The sequence below is a fragment of the Pelagibius marinus genome (genome assembly GCF_014925385.1).
Classification (GTDB): Bacteria; Pseudomonadota; Alphaproteobacteria; order Kiloniellales; family Kiloniellaceae; genus Pelagibius; species Pelagibius marinus.
The window spans coordinates 979,732-994,971 of the sequence record NZ_JACSDK010000001.1 but is presented as its reverse complement, the minus strand read 5'-3'; the positions used below and the strand labels follow the sequence as shown (position 1 = coordinate 994,971).

General features: G+C 66.7%; 17 protein-coding genes. 9 read left to right on the top strand and 8 right to left on the bottom strand.

From position 1 onward, the window contains the following. The first annotated feature begins 22 nt into the window (after positions 1-22). Together H7X47_RS04900 and H7X47_RS04895 are read left to right on the top strand one after the other, a co-directional pair. Positions 23-1,378 carry an ATP-binding protein gene (locus H7X47_RS04900; protein WP_193367452.1) on the top strand — a complete coding sequence of 452 codons (1,356 nt, stop codon included), beginning with the start codon at positions 23-25 and terminating at the stop codon, positions 1,376-1,378. 174 nt (positions 1,379-1,552) lie between these two features. After that, positions 1,553-2,335 (top strand): response regulator, encoded by a 783-nt coding sequence (locus tag H7X47_RS04895; protein ID WP_193367451.1) that lies wholly within the window; start codon positions 1,553-1,555, stop codon positions 2,333-2,335. A 56-nt stretch (positions 2,336-2,391) separates the two neighbouring features. Here the strand turns inward: H7X47_RS04895 and H7X47_RS04890 are convergent, their stop codons facing one another. The 3 genes from H7X47_RS04890 to H7X47_RS04880 all read right to left on the bottom strand — a co-directional run bounded on the left by H7X47_RS04890 (position 2,392) and on the right by H7X47_RS04880 (position 5,527). Further along, positions 2,392-3,243: a class I SAM-dependent methyltransferase gene (locus tag H7X47_RS04890; RefSeq protein ID WP_193367450.1), complete on the bottom strand. Its 852-nt coding sequence runs from the start codon at positions 3,241-3,243 to the stop codon at positions 2,392-2,394. A 140-nt stretch (positions 3,244-3,383) separates the two neighbouring features. Further along, positions 3,384-5,024: a response regulator transcription factor gene (locus H7X47_RS04885; RefSeq protein WP_193367449.1), complete on the bottom strand. Its 1,641-nt coding sequence runs from the start codon at positions 5,022-5,024 to the stop codon at positions 3,384-3,386. 155 nt (positions 5,025-5,179) lie between these two features. Further along, positions 5,180-5,527, bottom strand: coding sequence for a tRNA-binding protein (locus H7X47_RS04880; RefSeq protein WP_193367448.1), 348 nt, complete (start codon positions 5,525-5,527; stop codon positions 5,180-5,182). Positions 5,528-5,988: 461 nt separating this feature from the next. Here H7X47_RS04880 and H7X47_RS04875 point away from each other — a divergent pair, with 461 nt between their 5' ends. Beyond that, on the top strand, positions 5,989-6,333 hold the full coding sequence (locus tag H7X47_RS04875) for a hypothetical protein (RefSeq protein ID WP_193367447.1): 345 nt from the start codon (positions 5,989-5,991) through the stop codon (positions 6,331-6,333). Between the two features lie 24 nt (positions 6,334-6,357). On the opposite strand, the gene H7X47_RS04870 is transcribed toward H7X47_RS04875, so the two are convergent. After that, positions 6,358-6,852, bottom strand: coding sequence for a MarR family winged helix-turn-helix transcriptional regulator (locus H7X47_RS04870; RefSeq protein ID WP_227010153.1), 495 nt, complete (start codon positions 6,850-6,852; stop codon positions 6,358-6,360). A gap of 297 nt (positions 6,853-7,149) precedes the next feature. On the opposite strand from H7X47_RS04870, the gene ectA reads away from it, so the two are divergent. The 6 genes from ectA (at position 7,150) to H7X47_RS04840 (ending at position 12,076) form a co-directional block, all read left to right on the top strand. Further along, the gene (gene ectA / locus H7X47_RS04865; RefSeq protein WP_193367446.1) at positions 7,150-7,701 is read left to right on the top strand and encodes a diaminobutyrate acetyltransferase; all 552 of its coding nucleotides are present in this window, start codon (positions 7,150-7,152) and stop codon (positions 7,699-7,701) included. Positions 7,702-7,763: 62 nt separating this feature from the next. Next, positions 7,764-9,032 (top strand): diaminobutyrate--2-oxoglutarate transaminase, encoded by a 1,269-nt coding sequence (ectB, locus tag H7X47_RS04860; RefSeq protein WP_193367445.1) that lies wholly within the window; start codon positions 7,764-7,766, stop codon positions 9,030-9,032. A gap of 23 nt (positions 9,033-9,055) precedes the next feature. Beyond that, positions 9,056-9,448, top strand: a complete 393-nt coding sequence (locus H7X47_RS04855; RefSeq protein ID WP_193367444.1) for an ectoine synthase — start codon at positions 9,056-9,058, stop codon at positions 9,446-9,448. A gap of 144 nt (positions 9,449-9,592) precedes the next feature. Then, positions 9,593-11,098: an aspartate kinase gene (locus tag H7X47_RS04850; protein ID WP_319633530.1), complete on the top strand. Its 1,506-nt coding sequence runs from the start codon at positions 9,593-9,595 to the stop codon at positions 11,096-11,098. A gap of 97 nt (positions 11,099-11,195) precedes the next feature. Beyond that, positions 11,196-11,603 carry a hypothetical protein gene (locus H7X47_RS04845; protein ID WP_193367443.1) on the top strand — a complete coding sequence of 136 codons (408 nt, stop codon included), beginning with the start codon at positions 11,196-11,198 and terminating at the stop codon, positions 11,601-11,603. A gap of 8 nt (positions 11,604-11,611) precedes the next feature. Then, the gene (locus H7X47_RS04840) at positions 11,612-12,076 is read left to right on the top strand and encodes a flavodoxin family protein (RefSeq protein WP_193367442.1); all 465 of its coding nucleotides are present in this window, start codon (positions 11,612-11,614) and stop codon (positions 12,074-12,076) included. A 142-nt stretch (positions 12,077-12,218) separates the two neighbouring features. On the opposite strand, the gene H7X47_RS04835 is transcribed toward H7X47_RS04840, so the two are convergent. The 4 genes from H7X47_RS04835 to H7X47_RS04820 all read right to left on the bottom strand — a co-directional run bounded on the left by H7X47_RS04835 (position 12,219) and on the right by H7X47_RS04820 (position 15,172). Next, positions 12,219-12,974 carry a dienelactone hydrolase family protein gene (locus H7X47_RS04835; RefSeq protein WP_193367441.1) on the bottom strand — a complete coding sequence of 252 codons (756 nt, stop codon included), beginning with the start codon at positions 12,972-12,974 and terminating at the stop codon, positions 12,219-12,221. A 195-nt stretch (positions 12,975-13,169) separates the two neighbouring features. Beyond that, positions 13,170-13,676, bottom strand: a complete 507-nt coding sequence (locus H7X47_RS04830) for a phasin family protein (RefSeq protein ID WP_227010152.1) — start codon at positions 13,674-13,676, stop codon at positions 13,170-13,172. Positions 13,677-13,928: 252 nt separating this feature from the next. Next, positions 13,929-14,603, bottom strand: coding sequence for a TetR/AcrR family transcriptional regulator (locus H7X47_RS04825; protein WP_193367440.1), 675 nt, complete (start codon positions 14,601-14,603; stop codon positions 13,929-13,931). 65 nt (positions 14,604-14,668) lie between these two features. Further along, positions 14,669-15,172, bottom strand: a complete 504-nt coding sequence (locus H7X47_RS04820) for a YbaK/EbsC family protein (RefSeq protein WP_227010151.1) — start codon at positions 15,170-15,172, stop codon at positions 14,669-14,671. Between the last annotated feature and the right edge of the window lie 68 nt (positions 15,173-15,240).

Genomic DNA, 15,240 nt, shown 5'->3' with positions numbered 1-15,240 from the left:
CCTTCTCCGACAGATTGGAGCCATGAACAGCTCCCCGCCGAACCCACTCTATCCGCAAGGCGGCCCCGGGCCGATCCGCCGCTTCCTGCCGCGCTCCCTGCTCGGCCGCTCGGTGCTGATCATCATCACCCCGCTGATCCTCATGCAGGTGATCTCGACCTGGGTGTTCTACGACCGCCACTACGACACCATCACCAAGCGCCTGGCCCAGGGCCTGGCCGGCGACGTCGCGGCGGTCATCTCGCTGCTGTCGCGCAGCGAAAGCGACCTCGACCAGCGCCGCATCTTCCACCTGGCGCGCTCCTCCATGCAACTGGAGCTCACCCTGACCGAAGGCGCGGAACTGCTGGTGCCGCCGCAGCGCCGGCTGCGCGGCGTGGTGGAAGCGCGCCTGACCGACGCGCTGCGGGAGCGCCTGAACGAACCCTTCGTCATCGACGCCCGTTCCATCGAGGACCGGGTGGAGATCTTGGTACAGCTGCCCCGGGGCGTTCTGCGCGTGCTGGTCACCGATGAGCGGCTGTTCTCCTCCACCACCTACATCTTCATCTTCTGGACCATCGGCAGCTCGATCCTGCTGTTCGGCATCGCCGTCATCTTCATGCGCAACCAGGTGAAGCCGATCCGCCGCCTGGCGCGCGCCGCCGAAAGCTTCGGCAAGGGCCAGGAGGTGCGCGACTTCAAGCCGGAGGGCGCGACGGAGGTCCGCCAGGCCGCCGCCGCCTTCGTCAACATGCGCGACCGCATCAAGCGCCAGATTCAGCAGCGCACCGAGATGCTGGCCGGCGTCAGTCACGACCTGCGCACGCCGCTGACCCGCATGAAGCTGCAGCTGGAGATGCTGGAGGACGCGCCCGACGTGCAGAACCTGCAGTCCGACGTGGCGGAGATGGAGCACATGGTCGAGGGCTACCTGGCCTTCGCCCGCGGCGAGGGACAGGAGACGCCGGCGCCCACCGACCTGGGCGGGCTGCTGCGCGACGTGGTCGACCAGATGACGCGCGACGGCCGCGCCGTCGATCTGCACGTGGAGCAGGACATCACGCTGCCGCTGCGCCGCGACGGCATGCGCCGCTGCCTGACCAACCTCATCGCCAACGCCCAGCGTCACGGCGAGCACGTGGCGGTGCGTGCCGGACGGCGCAAGAACATGGTCGAGGTCACGGTGGACGACGACGGCCCCGGCATCCCGCCGGAGCGCCACGAAGACGTCTTCAAGCCCTTCTACCGCCTGGAGCAGTCGCGCACGCCGGCGCCCGGCGGCACCGGCCGGGGCCTGACCCTCCCCCGCGACGTGGCCCGCAGCCACGGCGGCGACGTGGCCCTGGAGAGCGCCCCGGGCGGCGGGCTCAGGGCCCGAATCTGGCTGCCGGTCTAGAACCTCCCTCCCGAAATCGCCCCTGTATCGCGCCGCAAAATCGGCCGGGGGAAGGGGCCCGCGGACCCGCAACCGGAGGTTCATTTTATTTATACAGCCTTAACTCTTGGCGTCTAAGCTGGCGCCGCTGACCGCCGTCAGTTTCCCGCAGAAGCAGGTTACGGAGCTAAGGGCATGGCCACCACGCGTGGGTTGATTTCGGAAGAAGAGCTCGATTCTCAGCTTGAGAGCGAAGTGCTCGACGAGGCGCGCGATCTCGTCAGTAACCTGGAGCTGCGCGTCCAGCAGGTGAAGAACGGCGTCCTCAACCCCAAGGAAGCCGCCAAGGCCCTGGCCCAGGAATCGGCCAACCTGCGCATGAAGGCCCGCGCGGTGAACCTGGTCGGCTTCGGCCCCCTGACCCACCGCCTGGACGAATACCTCAGCGAGATCGACGCCGTCGACCACAAGCAGGCCGACGACCTGATCGCCTTCGCCGACCGCATCTCGGCGGTGCTGGACGGCGAGGCCGTCGACGTCGAGGACGTGGCCGCCGTGCTGCGCGCGCTGCCGCAGCAGAACACCTTCAACGTCGAAGACGTGACGGTGATGGACAAGGACGTCACCGTGATCATCCCGCAGCGCTCGGCCGCCAAGGTGGTGGGCCGCGAGCTGGCGGCCTGCGGCTATCGCGTCGCCACGGTGATGAACCCCATCGAGGCGCTGGAACTGATCCTCGAGACCAAGCCGGACCTGGTGATCACCTCGCAGGTCATGCCGCGCATGAGCGGCGTCGACCTGGCCTGTGCCCTGGCCGCCATGCCGGCGACCAAGTCGATCCCGGTGGCCCTGCTGACCAGCCTCGACCCGGACCATCCGGACCTGAAGGCCCTGCCGATGAACGTCGGCCTGATCCGCCGCGGCGCCCAGTTCGGCGACGACCTCGCCGACGTCCTGCAGCGCTTCAACATCACCTGAGCGCGCCGGCAGGGGCAGGGGGCACCGCGTGCCGCCACCCCCTGCGGCTGTTCTGCCTACTTCGTCCCAATGCCGATATTGACCGGGTTCGTGAGGACGGCGGGCCCCTGGCCGCCGGAGCGCTTTTCGATCATCTGGTCGAGCGACTGCCGAACCTGCTCCCGCTGATCCTCAGTGAGATGCAGCTCGCCGAGAACGGTTTCCACGATCGGGTTGCTGGTGGTCAGCCAGTTCCACAACTGCCGGCCCGTGGTGAACTCCAGCTTCTCGGTGATCGTGTCGACACGGACGTCTTTCAGACCCACGCGGCACAGCTCTTTGCGCAGCCTCTCCGGATCCTGCAGCTGAAACGGCAGCGGAGGGGGATCCATCGGCGGGCCGGTGAAGCCGGGCACGACGGAGCGGATCGCGTGCACGAAGAAGCCGAAGAACTCGATCTTCTCGGGCGCGCCGTAGACGGTCATCAGCACCCGCCCGCCGGCTCTGGTGACCCGAGCGAGCTCGGCTATGCCGCGCGGCATGTCGGGGAACAGCATGACGCCGAACTGAGAACCGGAAACGTCGAAGGTACCGTCATCCAGGTCAAGGGCATGACCGTCCATGACACGGACCTCCAGGTCCAGGTCCTCGTCGCGGGCGCGTGCTTCGAGCTTCTCCAGCATCGACGGCGAAAGGTCGGTGGAAAGAACCTTTGCCCCGAGGCGCGCGGCAGGAATGCTGAGCGCGCCGCTGCCGGCAGCCACATCGAGGAACCGCGTGCCGTCCCCGACGCCGGCGCGGCGCAGCCCCTCGTTGGCCAGCCACATATGCGTCGGCGTGACGAAGGTGTCGTAGCCTTCGGCAATCTTGTTCCAAGCCTCGCGGGTACCTTTCTCGGTGGCGACGGCTGTTTCGGATACTGTGGCCATGTCTCTCTCCTCGGCTTCCTCATGACGCACCACCTTACGGCGGGCCGGCGGCCCGCCGCTTCCGGAGAACCACCCAGTTTGAGAGAACCGCCCGCATGGGTGGAATCACCCATCCGGCGCAGGGGATCAAATGAGGGGGATCAAATGAGATCGTGCTCGTAGGCGAAGGCGGTGGCGGCGGCCCGCGAGGGAACGTCGAGCTTGTTGAAGATGTTGCTCACATGGCGCTCCACCGTCCGTCCGCTCACGCCCAGCTCGGCGGCAATGGCTTTGTTGGTCTTGCCGATCGCCACCAGGCTGAGGACCTGGCGTTCGCGCGGCGTCAATCCATGCGAAGGCCGGTCCGCCGCTTCACCTGTCAGCGCCGCCACCCGGCGCAGGTCGGGGGCGGCGCCGAGCCGCTCGAAGACGTCCCGCGCCGCGTCGAACTCCAGGTTGGCGCCCTCGTCATCGCCAAGCACCCGGCAGGCCAGTCCCGCCGCGACCCTTGCCCGTGCCAACTCGTAGGGCGCTTCCAGCCGCTGCCATGCCTCCAAGGCCTGGCGAAGCGAACCGAGCGCGGCTGTTGCATCATCCTCGGCCAGGTCGACCGTTCCTCTGGCATGGGCAGCCATCGCTTCCATGGCCTCCGCCTTGAAGCCCTCGGCGATGCCCGCCAGTTCCCGGCAGGCGCCGCGAGCGGCTTCGATGTCCTTCGCGGCGAGCATGATCTCGACGTAGGCGGGCAGCAGCTTCGCGCGTTGGGGCCGATTGCTGGTCGCGTCCACGATCCGGCGGATCGCCGCAGCCGCGGCAACTGTATCTCCCTGTGCCAGTCGCAAGAGGGCCAAGCCCGGTTGCGGCTCGAACCCCCGCCGGCTGGCGCTGCGATACCCTTCTTCGGCCAAGGCGAACTCACCCCTCAGACGGTGCACCTCCGCCTGCCGGTAAAACGCCGCGGCAGGCTGTTGGGTGTCGGGTCTCGCGGTCCGGCTTTCGCAGGCGCGCTGCGCCTCCTCGATCGCGTCCGACCAGGCGCCGTGCAACGTCATGATTTCCGAGCGATGGATCAGACATGAGCTGGTGAAGGCGACCATCTGGGGCTGCTCGGCGCACCAGCTCGCCAGGGCGGTCGTCCACTCCCAGGCGCGCGCCAAAGCATAGAACTGCTGGCAAGCATCGATCACGCTGCAGTAGACGAGCCCGGTCATCATCGGAAACAAGTCGCCCGAGGTAACCGCCACCATCGCCTCGTCCAGGCAGGCAAGGCCTTGCTCGACCTGTCCCTGGCCCATCAGCACCCGCCCCTGCACATGCCGGGCACAGGCGATGAGATCGATGTCACCGAACCGCTCGCCGATTTCGAGCGCTTCAGCGGCCGTCTTGGATGCCGTGTCAAAATCGTCGCCGCCCAGGCTCTGCTCTGCGGAGGGCAGCAGCAGGTAACCTTGCTCGACGCAATCCAGCCCCTCGCGTTGCATGAGCCGCTGTGCGCCGGAAATCCACCCGGTGCCGCGGCCGGTTTCGCCGCGTAACAGCAGCGTCAGGCCGATCCAGAAGGCGCAGCGGAGAGCGCGGGCAGGTTGGTCAGCGTCCAGATAGGCTTTGTAGGCGCGGCCCAGGATTTCGAGGAATCTGTCGTCCTCGCCGGTCAGGTAGGCGGCTACCGCGAATCGCTCGAGGTCCTCGGCGCGCAGCGGTTCCTCTTCGTCAGCCCGCGAAAGATATTCGAAGGCATCGCGCCACGCTCTCGCATCGTACGAACGGCGGCCCTGTCCAAGTTCATCCGACGGCTTGATCATCGGAATCCTCGCCCAGCGTTACTGGCGCCCGACTACATCTCCCTGCCCCCCAAACCTAGCACAAATGCGCTTTCGGTACTGCGGCCGGAAATGGCCGGCCTGCAGGGGAGCGACGATCGGGTCACGGACAGCTTCTCGTCGGTTCCGGGAAAGCGTCAGTACAGCCGGCCGCCGTTGGGGACCGGCTGGTCGGCGGTCACCAGCACCACCTCGCCCTCGCCGTCGGGAAAGCCCAGCACCAGGACCTCGGACATGAACTTGCCGATCTGGCGCGGCGGGAAGTTCACCACCGCGGCGACCTGCTTGCCGACCAGGTGCTCCGCGTCGTAGTGCACGGTGATCTGGGCAGAGGACTTCTTCACGCCGATCTCCTCGCCCAGGTCGACCCACAGCTTGATGGCCGGGCGCCGCGCCTCGGGAAAGGGCTGGGCGTCGACGATGGTGCCGACCCGCACGTCGATTTTCATGAAGTCGTCGAAGGAGATCTGCGGGCTCGCTGCCATGACCTTGGATGCCTCTGACTGTCCTGTTCGCGCCTCGGTGGAGTGCGGCGAGGCTATCATTCCGGCGATCCGCCCGACAAGGCGCGAGAGCAGCGCAAACTACCGGAATGCCTCAAAAATATTCTTCGCCGCCGCTCCGGCGATCATCGGGAATCGGCGCCCGGGCGGCGAAAGATCCCCGGAAGGACCGGGCAGATCCGTTGAAACACCGATAGTTTTCTCCTGCGGAACAATACTTGATTTGTCGTAAATACGACTCGAGTGTCGCATTTTGACAATATGCGACACTTCGGATAGTCTCCGCCTCCCTGTTCACAGCCGGCGCAAGAAGCGCCTGGAGGCCCCCCATTCCCGTCTCACGCCCCCTTTCCGTTTCGCGTGAAGAACTCGACTTCGTCGTCCCGGCGCGCCCGCCGCGGACCGACAATCCGGCGCGCCGCAAGAAGCTGGTCAACCGCCGCATGGAAGACCTGCGCCGCATTTTTCTGGAGGGCCTGAGCCACCAGATCGGCCTGGCGCACGACGCCGACTTCACCTACCCGAGCCACGAGTACGTCGAGCAGGACGGCGAGACCGTCAAGCGCATGACCTACAAGCAGCCGGCGCCCTGGTGGTTCGAGGAGGACGGCATCCTCTACCTGCGCCTCAACTTCGGCGAACGCACCATGCTGATCCCCGGCAAGAACCCGGTGATCCGCGTGGGCAAGCGCAGCAACCTGCTGCCGACGCTGGAGGCGCTGCACATCCTGGTCGACGACCGGGAAATGGACGACGTCATCGAGAAGATGGTGGTGGTCAGCCGCTAAGGGCGCCCGCCGGCAGAGAGGCAGCTAGTGCTGCTCGCGGTCGATGGCGCCCACGTCCAGCACCGGCGCCGCGTCCAGGCTTTCGGCATCCAGCAGGGCGACGACCCGCTCCAGGGCCGCCACCAGCATGGCCTGCTCCCAGGATTCCAGGTTTTCGAAACGCTCCCGGAAATTCTCCTGCAGCCCGTCCGGCGCGGCGGCCAGTTTCTCGCGCCCGGCCTCGGTCAGCGACAGCCAGACCTGGCGACGGTCGGCGTCGCCGCGCTGGCGATGGACCAGGCCGCCGGCCTCCAGCTTGTGCAGCAGGCTGGTGGTGGTCGCCTGGGTGATGCCCATATGCCCGGCGATCTGGCCGGCGGTGGTCTCGCCGTGCTCGTCGAGCACCTGCAGGAGCAGCAACTGAGAGGCCGTCAGGCCGGTCTCCCGTGACAGCTTGCGCGCATAGTTGTCCGTCGCGCGCAGGATTTGGCGCATGGCCGTCAGGGCCTGTTGGGAGCGCCGCCGCGATACTTCTGCCAAGGGATCCCCGAACTCTCGAAAACTCGCCTGTCGTCGACTCGATCCTAGGGTGCGGCTGCGGGGCGGCCAAGACCCGCTTTTAGTTCTCCTAACTAAAGATATTTTCGGCTCAGTTCAAAAACGCTTTGACATTAAAACTTCATACGAATTTTTGAGACATCGCGTTTTCGCTTATTTTCTGCGCGTATTGAGGATTTTCAACGAGATGCCCGTAAGTTTTACGCTCCCTTTACGGTTGACAAATTAGTTTGACGGACAAAGTATCTGGCGTCCTCGCCGCTTGGAGACGAACAAAAAATGCAGTTGGAAACCGCTCTGAAATCCCCCAAGGCCCGCACCGCGGGCGCCTTGCGATTCCGCAAGCCGAAGAAGGCCGACGGCGCCAAGGTGTGGAACCTGATCAAGAGCATCGAGAAGCTGGACGACAATTCGATGTACTGCAATCTGCTGCAGTGCTCGCATTTCGCCGGCACCTGCGCCCTGGCAGAGCTCGACGGCGAGCCCGTCGGCTGGATCTCCGGCTACAGGCCTCCTGAGTCGCCGGACACGCTTTTCGTCTGGCAGGTCGCCGTGCATCCCGACGCCCGCGGCCGCGGCGTGGCCAAGCGCCTGATCCGCGAGCTGCTGCAGCGCCCGGAATGCCGCCAGGTGCGTCACATCCACAGCACCATCACACGCGACAACAAGGCGTCCTGGGCGCTGTTCCGCGCCATCGCCGACGACCTGGACGCGCCCATGGCCGACGACGCGCACTTCGAGCGCGAGACCCACTTCGGCGGCGCCCACGCCACCGAGCATCTGGTGGAGATCGGTCCCTTCGACCGCATCGCGCTGCAGAGCGCCGCCTGAGCCTCCGGGCTCCGCACAACTTTCCCGACATCGCTTCCCGCAACAAAGAAAGAGGTCCCTCCATGTCCTCGGCACTCGATACCTTTACCCGCAGAGAATCCGAAATCCGCAGCTACTGCCGCAGCTTCCCGGTGCTGTTTGAGCGCGCCAGCGGCGCCGAGCTGATCGCCGAGGACGGCCGCCGCTACATCGATTTCCTGGCCGGCTGCTCGACGCTGAACTACGGCCACAACGATCCGGACATGAAGCTGGCGCTGGTCGACTATATCCTGCGCGACGGCGTGACCCACGGCCTGGACATGTACACCGAGGCCAAGGCCGACTTCATCAAGGCCTTCGAGGAAATCGTCCTGCAGCCGCGCGACATGGACTACCGCCTGCAGTTCACCGGCCCGACGGGCGCCAACGCCGTCGAGGCGGCCCTGAAGCTGGCCCGCAAGGTGACCGGCCGCCAGCAGGTCGTCGCCTTCACCAACGGCTTCCACGGCGTCACCCTGGGGGCGCTGGCCTGCACCGGCAACGGCTATCACCGCGGCGGGGCGGGCGTGCCGTTGGAGGGCGTGACGCGGGTGCCCTACGACGGCTACCTGGAAGGCGGTGCGGACAGCCTGGCGATGCTGGAGCAGATGCTGGAAGACCCCTCCAGCGGCATGACGGCGCCGGCGGCCTTCATCATCGAGACGGTGCAGGGCGAGGGCGGCTTGAACGTCGCCTCGGCCGAGTTCATGCAGCGCCTGGAGAAGCTGGCGCGCAAGCACGGCAGCCTGCTGATCGTCGACGACATCCAGGCCGGCTGCGGGCGCACCGGCAGCTTCTTCTCCTTCGAGGAGATGGGCATCTCGCCGGACATCGTGACCCTGGCCAAGTCGCTTTCGGGCATGGGCCTGCCCTTTGCCATGGTGCTGCTGAAACCGGAGCACGACGTCTGGGGCCCGGCCGAGCACAACGGCACCTTCCGCGGCAACAACCATGCCTTCGTCACCGCCAAGGTGGCGCTGGAGAAGTTCTGGCGCAATCCGGACTTCGCCCGGGCCGTGCAGGGCAAGGGCGACCACCTTGCCCGGCGCCTGGCTGGAATCGCCAAGAAGCACGGCTATTCGACCAAGGGCCGGGGCATGTTCCGCGGCATCGACGTGGGCGACGGCGACACCGCCTCGGCGATCTGCGCCGCCGCCTTCGAGCGCGGCCTGATCATCGAGACCTCGGGCGCCCACGACGAAGTGGTCAAGGTCCTGGCACCGCTGACCATCAAGACCGAGCAGCTCGATGCCGGCCTCGACATCCTTGCCGAGGCCTTCGAAGAGACGCACCGTTCGGCTGCCGCCGCCTAAGTTACGAGGAGTTGGATAGAGAGATGATTGTTCGCGATTACGAGGAAGCCAAGAACGGCGAGCGCTGCGTCAGCGCCGAAGGCTGGCAGAGCGTGCGCCTGTTGCTGAAGGGCGACGACATGGGCTTCAGCTTCCATATCACCACCATTTTCGAAGGCGCCGAGCTGCACCTGCACTACAAGAACCACTTCGAATCGGTCTATTGCATCTCCGGCGAAGGCTCGATCGAGGACTGCGCCACCGGCGAGGTCCACGAGATCCGGCCCGGCGTGATGTACGCCCTGGACAAGCACGACAAGCACGTCCTGCGCGGCAAGACCGAGATGGTCATGGCCTGCTGCTTCAACCCGCCGGTCACCGGCAAGGAAGTGCACGGCCCCGACGGCGCCTATGCCCTGGAAGACGACGCCGCCTGATCACGACACCGCCTGATCACGACACCGCCTGACAGGGCGGCGCCGAGAGAGAACAGAACCTAAGAGACAAGCGATTATCAGGTTTGATGTGGACGGGCGCCGACAAGGCCGGCGCCCGCGCCCTCGGGCCGGGAGATATACCCAGTGACGGAAGCCATACTGCAGCAACGCTCGGGCAATCAGAACCACGCCCCGCAGGACGCCCCCCACAGCGTCCACAAGATCGGCGGCACTTCCATGTCCGCGGTCGACACGGTGTTGGACAACATCGTGGTCGGCGGGCGTGAAGCGGCCGAGCTCTACAACCGCGTCTTCGTGGTCTCCGCCTACAGCGGCATGACCGACCTGCTGCTGGAGCACAAGAAGACCGGCGAACCCGGCGTCTACGCGCTCTACTCCGGCTCCGAGAACGAATGGGCCTGGGGCGACGCCCTGACCCGCATGGCCGCGGCCATGCGCGACAAGAACCGCGAGGTTCTGGAGGACCCCGCCGACATCGCGCTCGCCGACCGCTTCGTGGAGGAGCGGGTCGAGGGCGTGCGCAGCTGTCTCATGGACCTGCGCCGGCTCTGCTCCTTCGGCCACTTCAAGCTGCCCGAGCACCTGCTGACCGTGCGCGAGATGCTGAGCGGCATCGGCGAGGCGCACAGCGCCCACAACCTGACGCTGGCCCTGAAGCGCCGCGGCGTGAACGCCGTTTTCGTCGACCTGACCGGCTGGCGCGAGACCGGCAGCAGCAAGCTGGACGAGCGCATCGCCGAGGCCTTCGAGCCGCTGGACCTCGCCCGGCAACTGCCCATCGTCACCGGCTACGCCCAGTGCGAGGAGGGCCTGGTCGGCCTCTACGGCCGCGGCTACAGCGAAATCACCTTCTCGCGCATCGCCGTCAACAGCGGCGCGGCGGAAGCGACCATCCACAAGGAGTTCCATCTCTCCTCCGCCGACCCCAAGCTGGTGGGCGCCGAGGCGGTGAAGCCGATCGCCGAGACCAACTACGACGTCGCCGACCAGCTCTCCAACATGGGCATGGAGGCGATCCACCCCAGCGCCGCCAAGGGACTGCGCCAGGCGCGCATCCCCTTGCGCATCATGAACACCTTCGAGCCGGAGGACCCCGGCGCGATGATCCGCGGCGACCTGGAGGCCACGGCCCCCGCCGTCGAGATGATCACCGGCCTGAAGAGCGTCTACGCCTTCGAATTCTTCGAGCAGGACATGGTGGGCGTGAAGGGCTACGACGCGGCGATCCTGGAGACGCTGAAGCGCCACAAGGCGCGCATCGTCACCAAGACCTCCAACGCCAACACCATCACCCACTTCCTGAAGGGTTCGGCCAAGGCGGTGAAGCGGGTCGAGCAGGACCTGAACGAGCGTTTCCCCTCGGCCTCGATCTCCTCGCGCAACGTGGCCCTGATTTCCATCATCGGCCGCGACCTGCGCCTGCCGGGCCTCGGCGCCCGGGTGCTGACGGCCCTGGCCGAGGCCGGGGTCGAGCCGCTGGGCTTCAACGACCTTCTCCGCAAGGTGGATATGCAGGTGATCGTCGAGGAGGGCGACCATGACGCCTGCATCCGCGCCTTGCACAAGGCGCTGATCGAGGAGGCCGGCGAGGACAGCCAAGAGCTCTCCTCGCTCAGCGCCGCCGCCTGAGGCCGGACGACCCCCCGCTTCCGGGGTTTGCCCAGCAAGCTGCGGGTTCGTTAGAGTACGATCCTGACGGATTCGCAGAACTGAAACGAGGCGCAATATGACCGGCAGCTTGGATCGGGGTGAGTTGATCTCCCTTCTGGAGACCCTGGGCAGCGACAATGACGAAGAGGCGCTGGCCGCCGCCCGGGTGCTGGACACCAAGGTGAAGGTCGCCGGCAGCACCTGGGATGAGTTGCTGCTGGCGAACCTCGGTGCCGAGGCCGCGGAGAGCGGCGGCGCCGCCTACGACCTGGGCGACCTGGGTAATCTCGACGAACTGCCGGCCGACGCGGCGGCGAAGAACGCCGAGAGCCTGGCGCTGATCGCGAAGCTGCTGGCCAAGCCCGACAATTCCGACGAGTTCCGCCAGGAGCTGGAGGACTACAAGGCCGACATCGCCGCCGGGGAATTCACCGACAGCGACCACCGCTATCTCCGGGCCCTCTGCAAGCGCCTCTCGGCCTGAGTTACGCGATGGGCAAGCGCCTGCTCGTCGTCGCCCACGTTCCCTCCGACAACACCCTGCGCCTGCGCGATGCCGTCGTGGCGGGCGCGCGCTCCGACGAGGTCGAGGGCGTGGAGACCGTCGCCCTGACCCCTTTCGAGGCGGGCCCGGCGGACGTCCTGGCGGCCGACGGCGTCATCCTGGGCACCACCGAGAACCTGGGCTACATGAGCGGTGCGCTGAAGGACTTCTTCGACCGCAGCTACTACAGCGTCATCGAGCAGAGCGAGGCCCTGCCCTACGCGCTCTATATCCGCGCCGGCCACGACGGTACCGGCACCCGGCGGGCGGTGGAGAGCATCGCCACGGGCCTCAAGTGGCGCGCGGTGCAGGAGCCGTTGATCTGCCGCGGCGCCTGGCAGGAGAGCTTCGTGGAGGACTGCCGCAACCTGGGCCTGGCCATGGCCGCCGGCCTGGAAGCGGGGATTTTCTGAAGGACGGCGGGGCGCCTCGCCCTTCGAGACGCGCTCCAAGGAGCGCTCCTCAGGGTGAGGCGCAACCCTCAATGACTGACCTCATGCTGAGGAGGCGCGTGAGCGCCGTCTCGAAGCACGAGGTCAAGCAAGCCGGCAGTCTTCAACTGCCCGCCAGGTTGGTGGCGAGGAAGTCCTGGAAGGCGTCCCAGGACTGGGTGTCCGCGACCTTGCGGTAGCTGCCGGCGCCGAAGACCGTGAAGGCGTGCGGGGCGCCGGAATAGACCTGGATCTCGTAAGGAATGCCGCCGGCCTCCAGCTCCTTGGAGAGAGCGGCCACGTCGTCCATGGTGATGGCGCTGTCGGCGCCGCCGTGGGCGATGAGCAGCGGCGGGGTGTCGGCGGGGTAGCTCTGGCCCTCGGGCGTCGAGAGGCCGCCGTGGAAGGTGGCGTAGCCGGCGATGTCCTTGGCCTTGCCGGAGCGCGCCAGTTCCAGCACCGCCGCGCCGCCGAAGCAGTAGCCCATGACCACCGCCGGGCCGCCGTTCAGCTTACGCGCCTCGGCCAGGCCGCCGAGGATCAGGCCGCGCATGGTCTCGCGGTCGTTGTAGAGCTTGCCGGTCTCGGCCTTCTTGGCGCCGGTCTCCACCGGGCGGTTGCCCTGGCCGTAGAGGTCGACGGCGAAGGCGTCGTAGCCCATCGCCGCCAGCATATCGGCGCGCTTTTCCTCGTATTCCGTCAGGCCGTCCCAATCGTGAATCACCAGCACCAGGCCCTTGGAGGGGCCCTCGGCGGGGGCGCTGTAGCCCTCGTAGTTGCCGCCCTCGACGGTGTAGATGACCTTCTCGCCGGCCGCCGCCGCAAAGGGCAGCAGCGTCGCCGCCATTGCCAGAACCGAAAGCCTCACTGCCTGCCTCATTCCCGATCTCCCTTGTCCGTGGGTGGAGGTTCAGGGGAACAAGATAGGGCGCAAATCGCGCAAGTTAAGCCCCAGGCGCAGCCAGGACGCGCAGACAAAAAGGGCCGTCCCGGGGGACGGCCCTTAAGGCAAGTTACAGGGTACTCTAGGTACAGGGTACTCTGGGGAGGAAATAGCTCCCGCGAAAAAGCTCGCTTACTTCTTCTTCGCGGTCTTCTTGATCTCGCTGGTGAACTCGCCGAAGCTCTCGCTCACGCGGGTCGACAGCAGATCAGCGGCTTCGCCGTTCGACTTGCTGGCCAGCTCGGTCAGCTCGCGAAGGTTGGCGAGAGCGGTTTCGTAGGCTCCCTTGGCCAGCTCCGCCTGCTTGACGATCTTGTCCTGCGGCGTGCCGGCAGCGCTCATCTCGGAGAACGCCTTAGAGGCCTCTTCAACACCCTGGCGCAGGATCTCGGCCTGACGGCGAATCACCGCCTGGGCGCCTTCCAGCGCGATCTTGTTGGCAGAGGCGAAGGCCTCAAGGTTGCGCTTCTGGTACTCGACCAGGGCCTGCGCATCGAGACCCGGGAACTTGAACTGGTCCGCCGTCTTGGCGAAGTCGAACTGCTCGAACTGCTCAGCGAACTTGCTGGGATCCATAAGAGCGGCGAAGTCGAACTTGGCGAACTCACCACTCAGAAAGGGGTTACCGGAAACTGCCATGGTTCGGGCTCCTATCCCTGGCGGGGGGTGACCCCCGCAAATTGTTGCACCGCACAAATCAGCGCGTGACCGTGATATAGGCCAGCGTTCGTAGGCGGTCAAGGATTTTTTTTGCACTGCACAATAAAATGAATCCAGGATTTCCCTGGAGTCGCGCGGCTCTGCGCGTGCAGCTGCGAGATTCGTTAACCATAAGAGGGACTTGGGGGCCCGGGCCCCCGGGGGCCCCGCCGCCCCCGCCGCGGCGGCGGCTCAGGCGGCGGCCTCGCCGCTGTGCTGACCCCGGGGCCGGTAGCTCTTGAGGCGGCCGATCAGGGAATCGATCCGGCAGAGCTGCTTGTCCAGCTGGGCCATGGTCTTGGCCATGTCCTCGCTGTCGTCGCGCAGCCAGACCCGCACGGCCGAGAGGTAGATGGCCGAAAGGCCCTTGATGCGCAGCACGCCCCGGCAGCCGGTGGTGGAGAAGCCGGCGGCCTCCAGGGTGGCGGCCATGGAGCGGCCCAGGCGGCCGAGCCCGCAGCAGGTCGCCAGCGGATCGCGCAGCTGGTCCTGCAGGATCGCGCCCAGGCCCTCCTTGTAGGGCTGCAGGGCGTCGAAGCGGCGCATGATCATGTCGAAGAGGCGGTCGCGCGCCGGCAGATCCATATCCTCGGCGCCCTCGGCCAGCATCGCCGCGTCGACCTGGCGCGTGAAGCCGTTGAGGATCGCCTGCTTGGAGGAGAAGACCGGATAGACCGTGGACAGCGGCAGCCCGGCGGCCTCGGCGATCTCGGCCAGGGAGAGGTCGCGCCAGCCGCGCTCGGCGGCCAAGGCGAAGGCGGCCTCGATGATCCGCCGCGTCGGGTCGCCCTTGCCGCTTCCCGCAGCGGCTTTCTTGGCGGAAGTCTTCTTGCCGGTCGCCTTTTTGCCGGCGGCTTTCTTGACCATGTCAGTCCCTCCTTCTCGCCATTCAACCTAGGTTTCCGGCGCGCGGGGAAAAGGCCGCGCCCGGCTCACCCCGCCTTTTTCAGGGCCGCGACCTGGCCGCCGGTGAGCGCCACCAGCTCCGGCGGCGTCAGGCGAAAGACCGCATTGGGCGTGCCGGCGGCGGCCCAGATCTCGTCCAACGCCATCAGGTCGGCGTCGATGAAGACGGCCGGCGCTTCGCGGTGGCCGACCGGTGGCACCCCGCCGATGGCGAAGCCCGTGGCCGCGCGCACAAAGTCGGCGTCGGCGCGGCCCAGCTTCTCGCCCAGCAGGCGCCCCACCGCCTTCTCGTCGACCCGGTTCGCGCCACTGGCCATGACCAGCACCGGACGATTCGAGTCCTTGGCGCGGAAGATCAGCGACTTGGCGATCTGCGCCACGTCGCAGCCGATGGCCGCCGCCGCCTCTTCCGAGGTGCGGGTCGAGGCCGGAAACTCGCGGACCTGGAAATCGAAGCCCGCCGACTCGATCGCCTGCTGCACCCGGCGGGCGCTGTCCTTCATTGGAGCCTGGGAAGGCGCTTCACTCATCTGGATCCCGTCCTGAAACGATTGCTTTTCCCGGCAGCATAGCACGCTCGCGCCGCTACGATCACCCT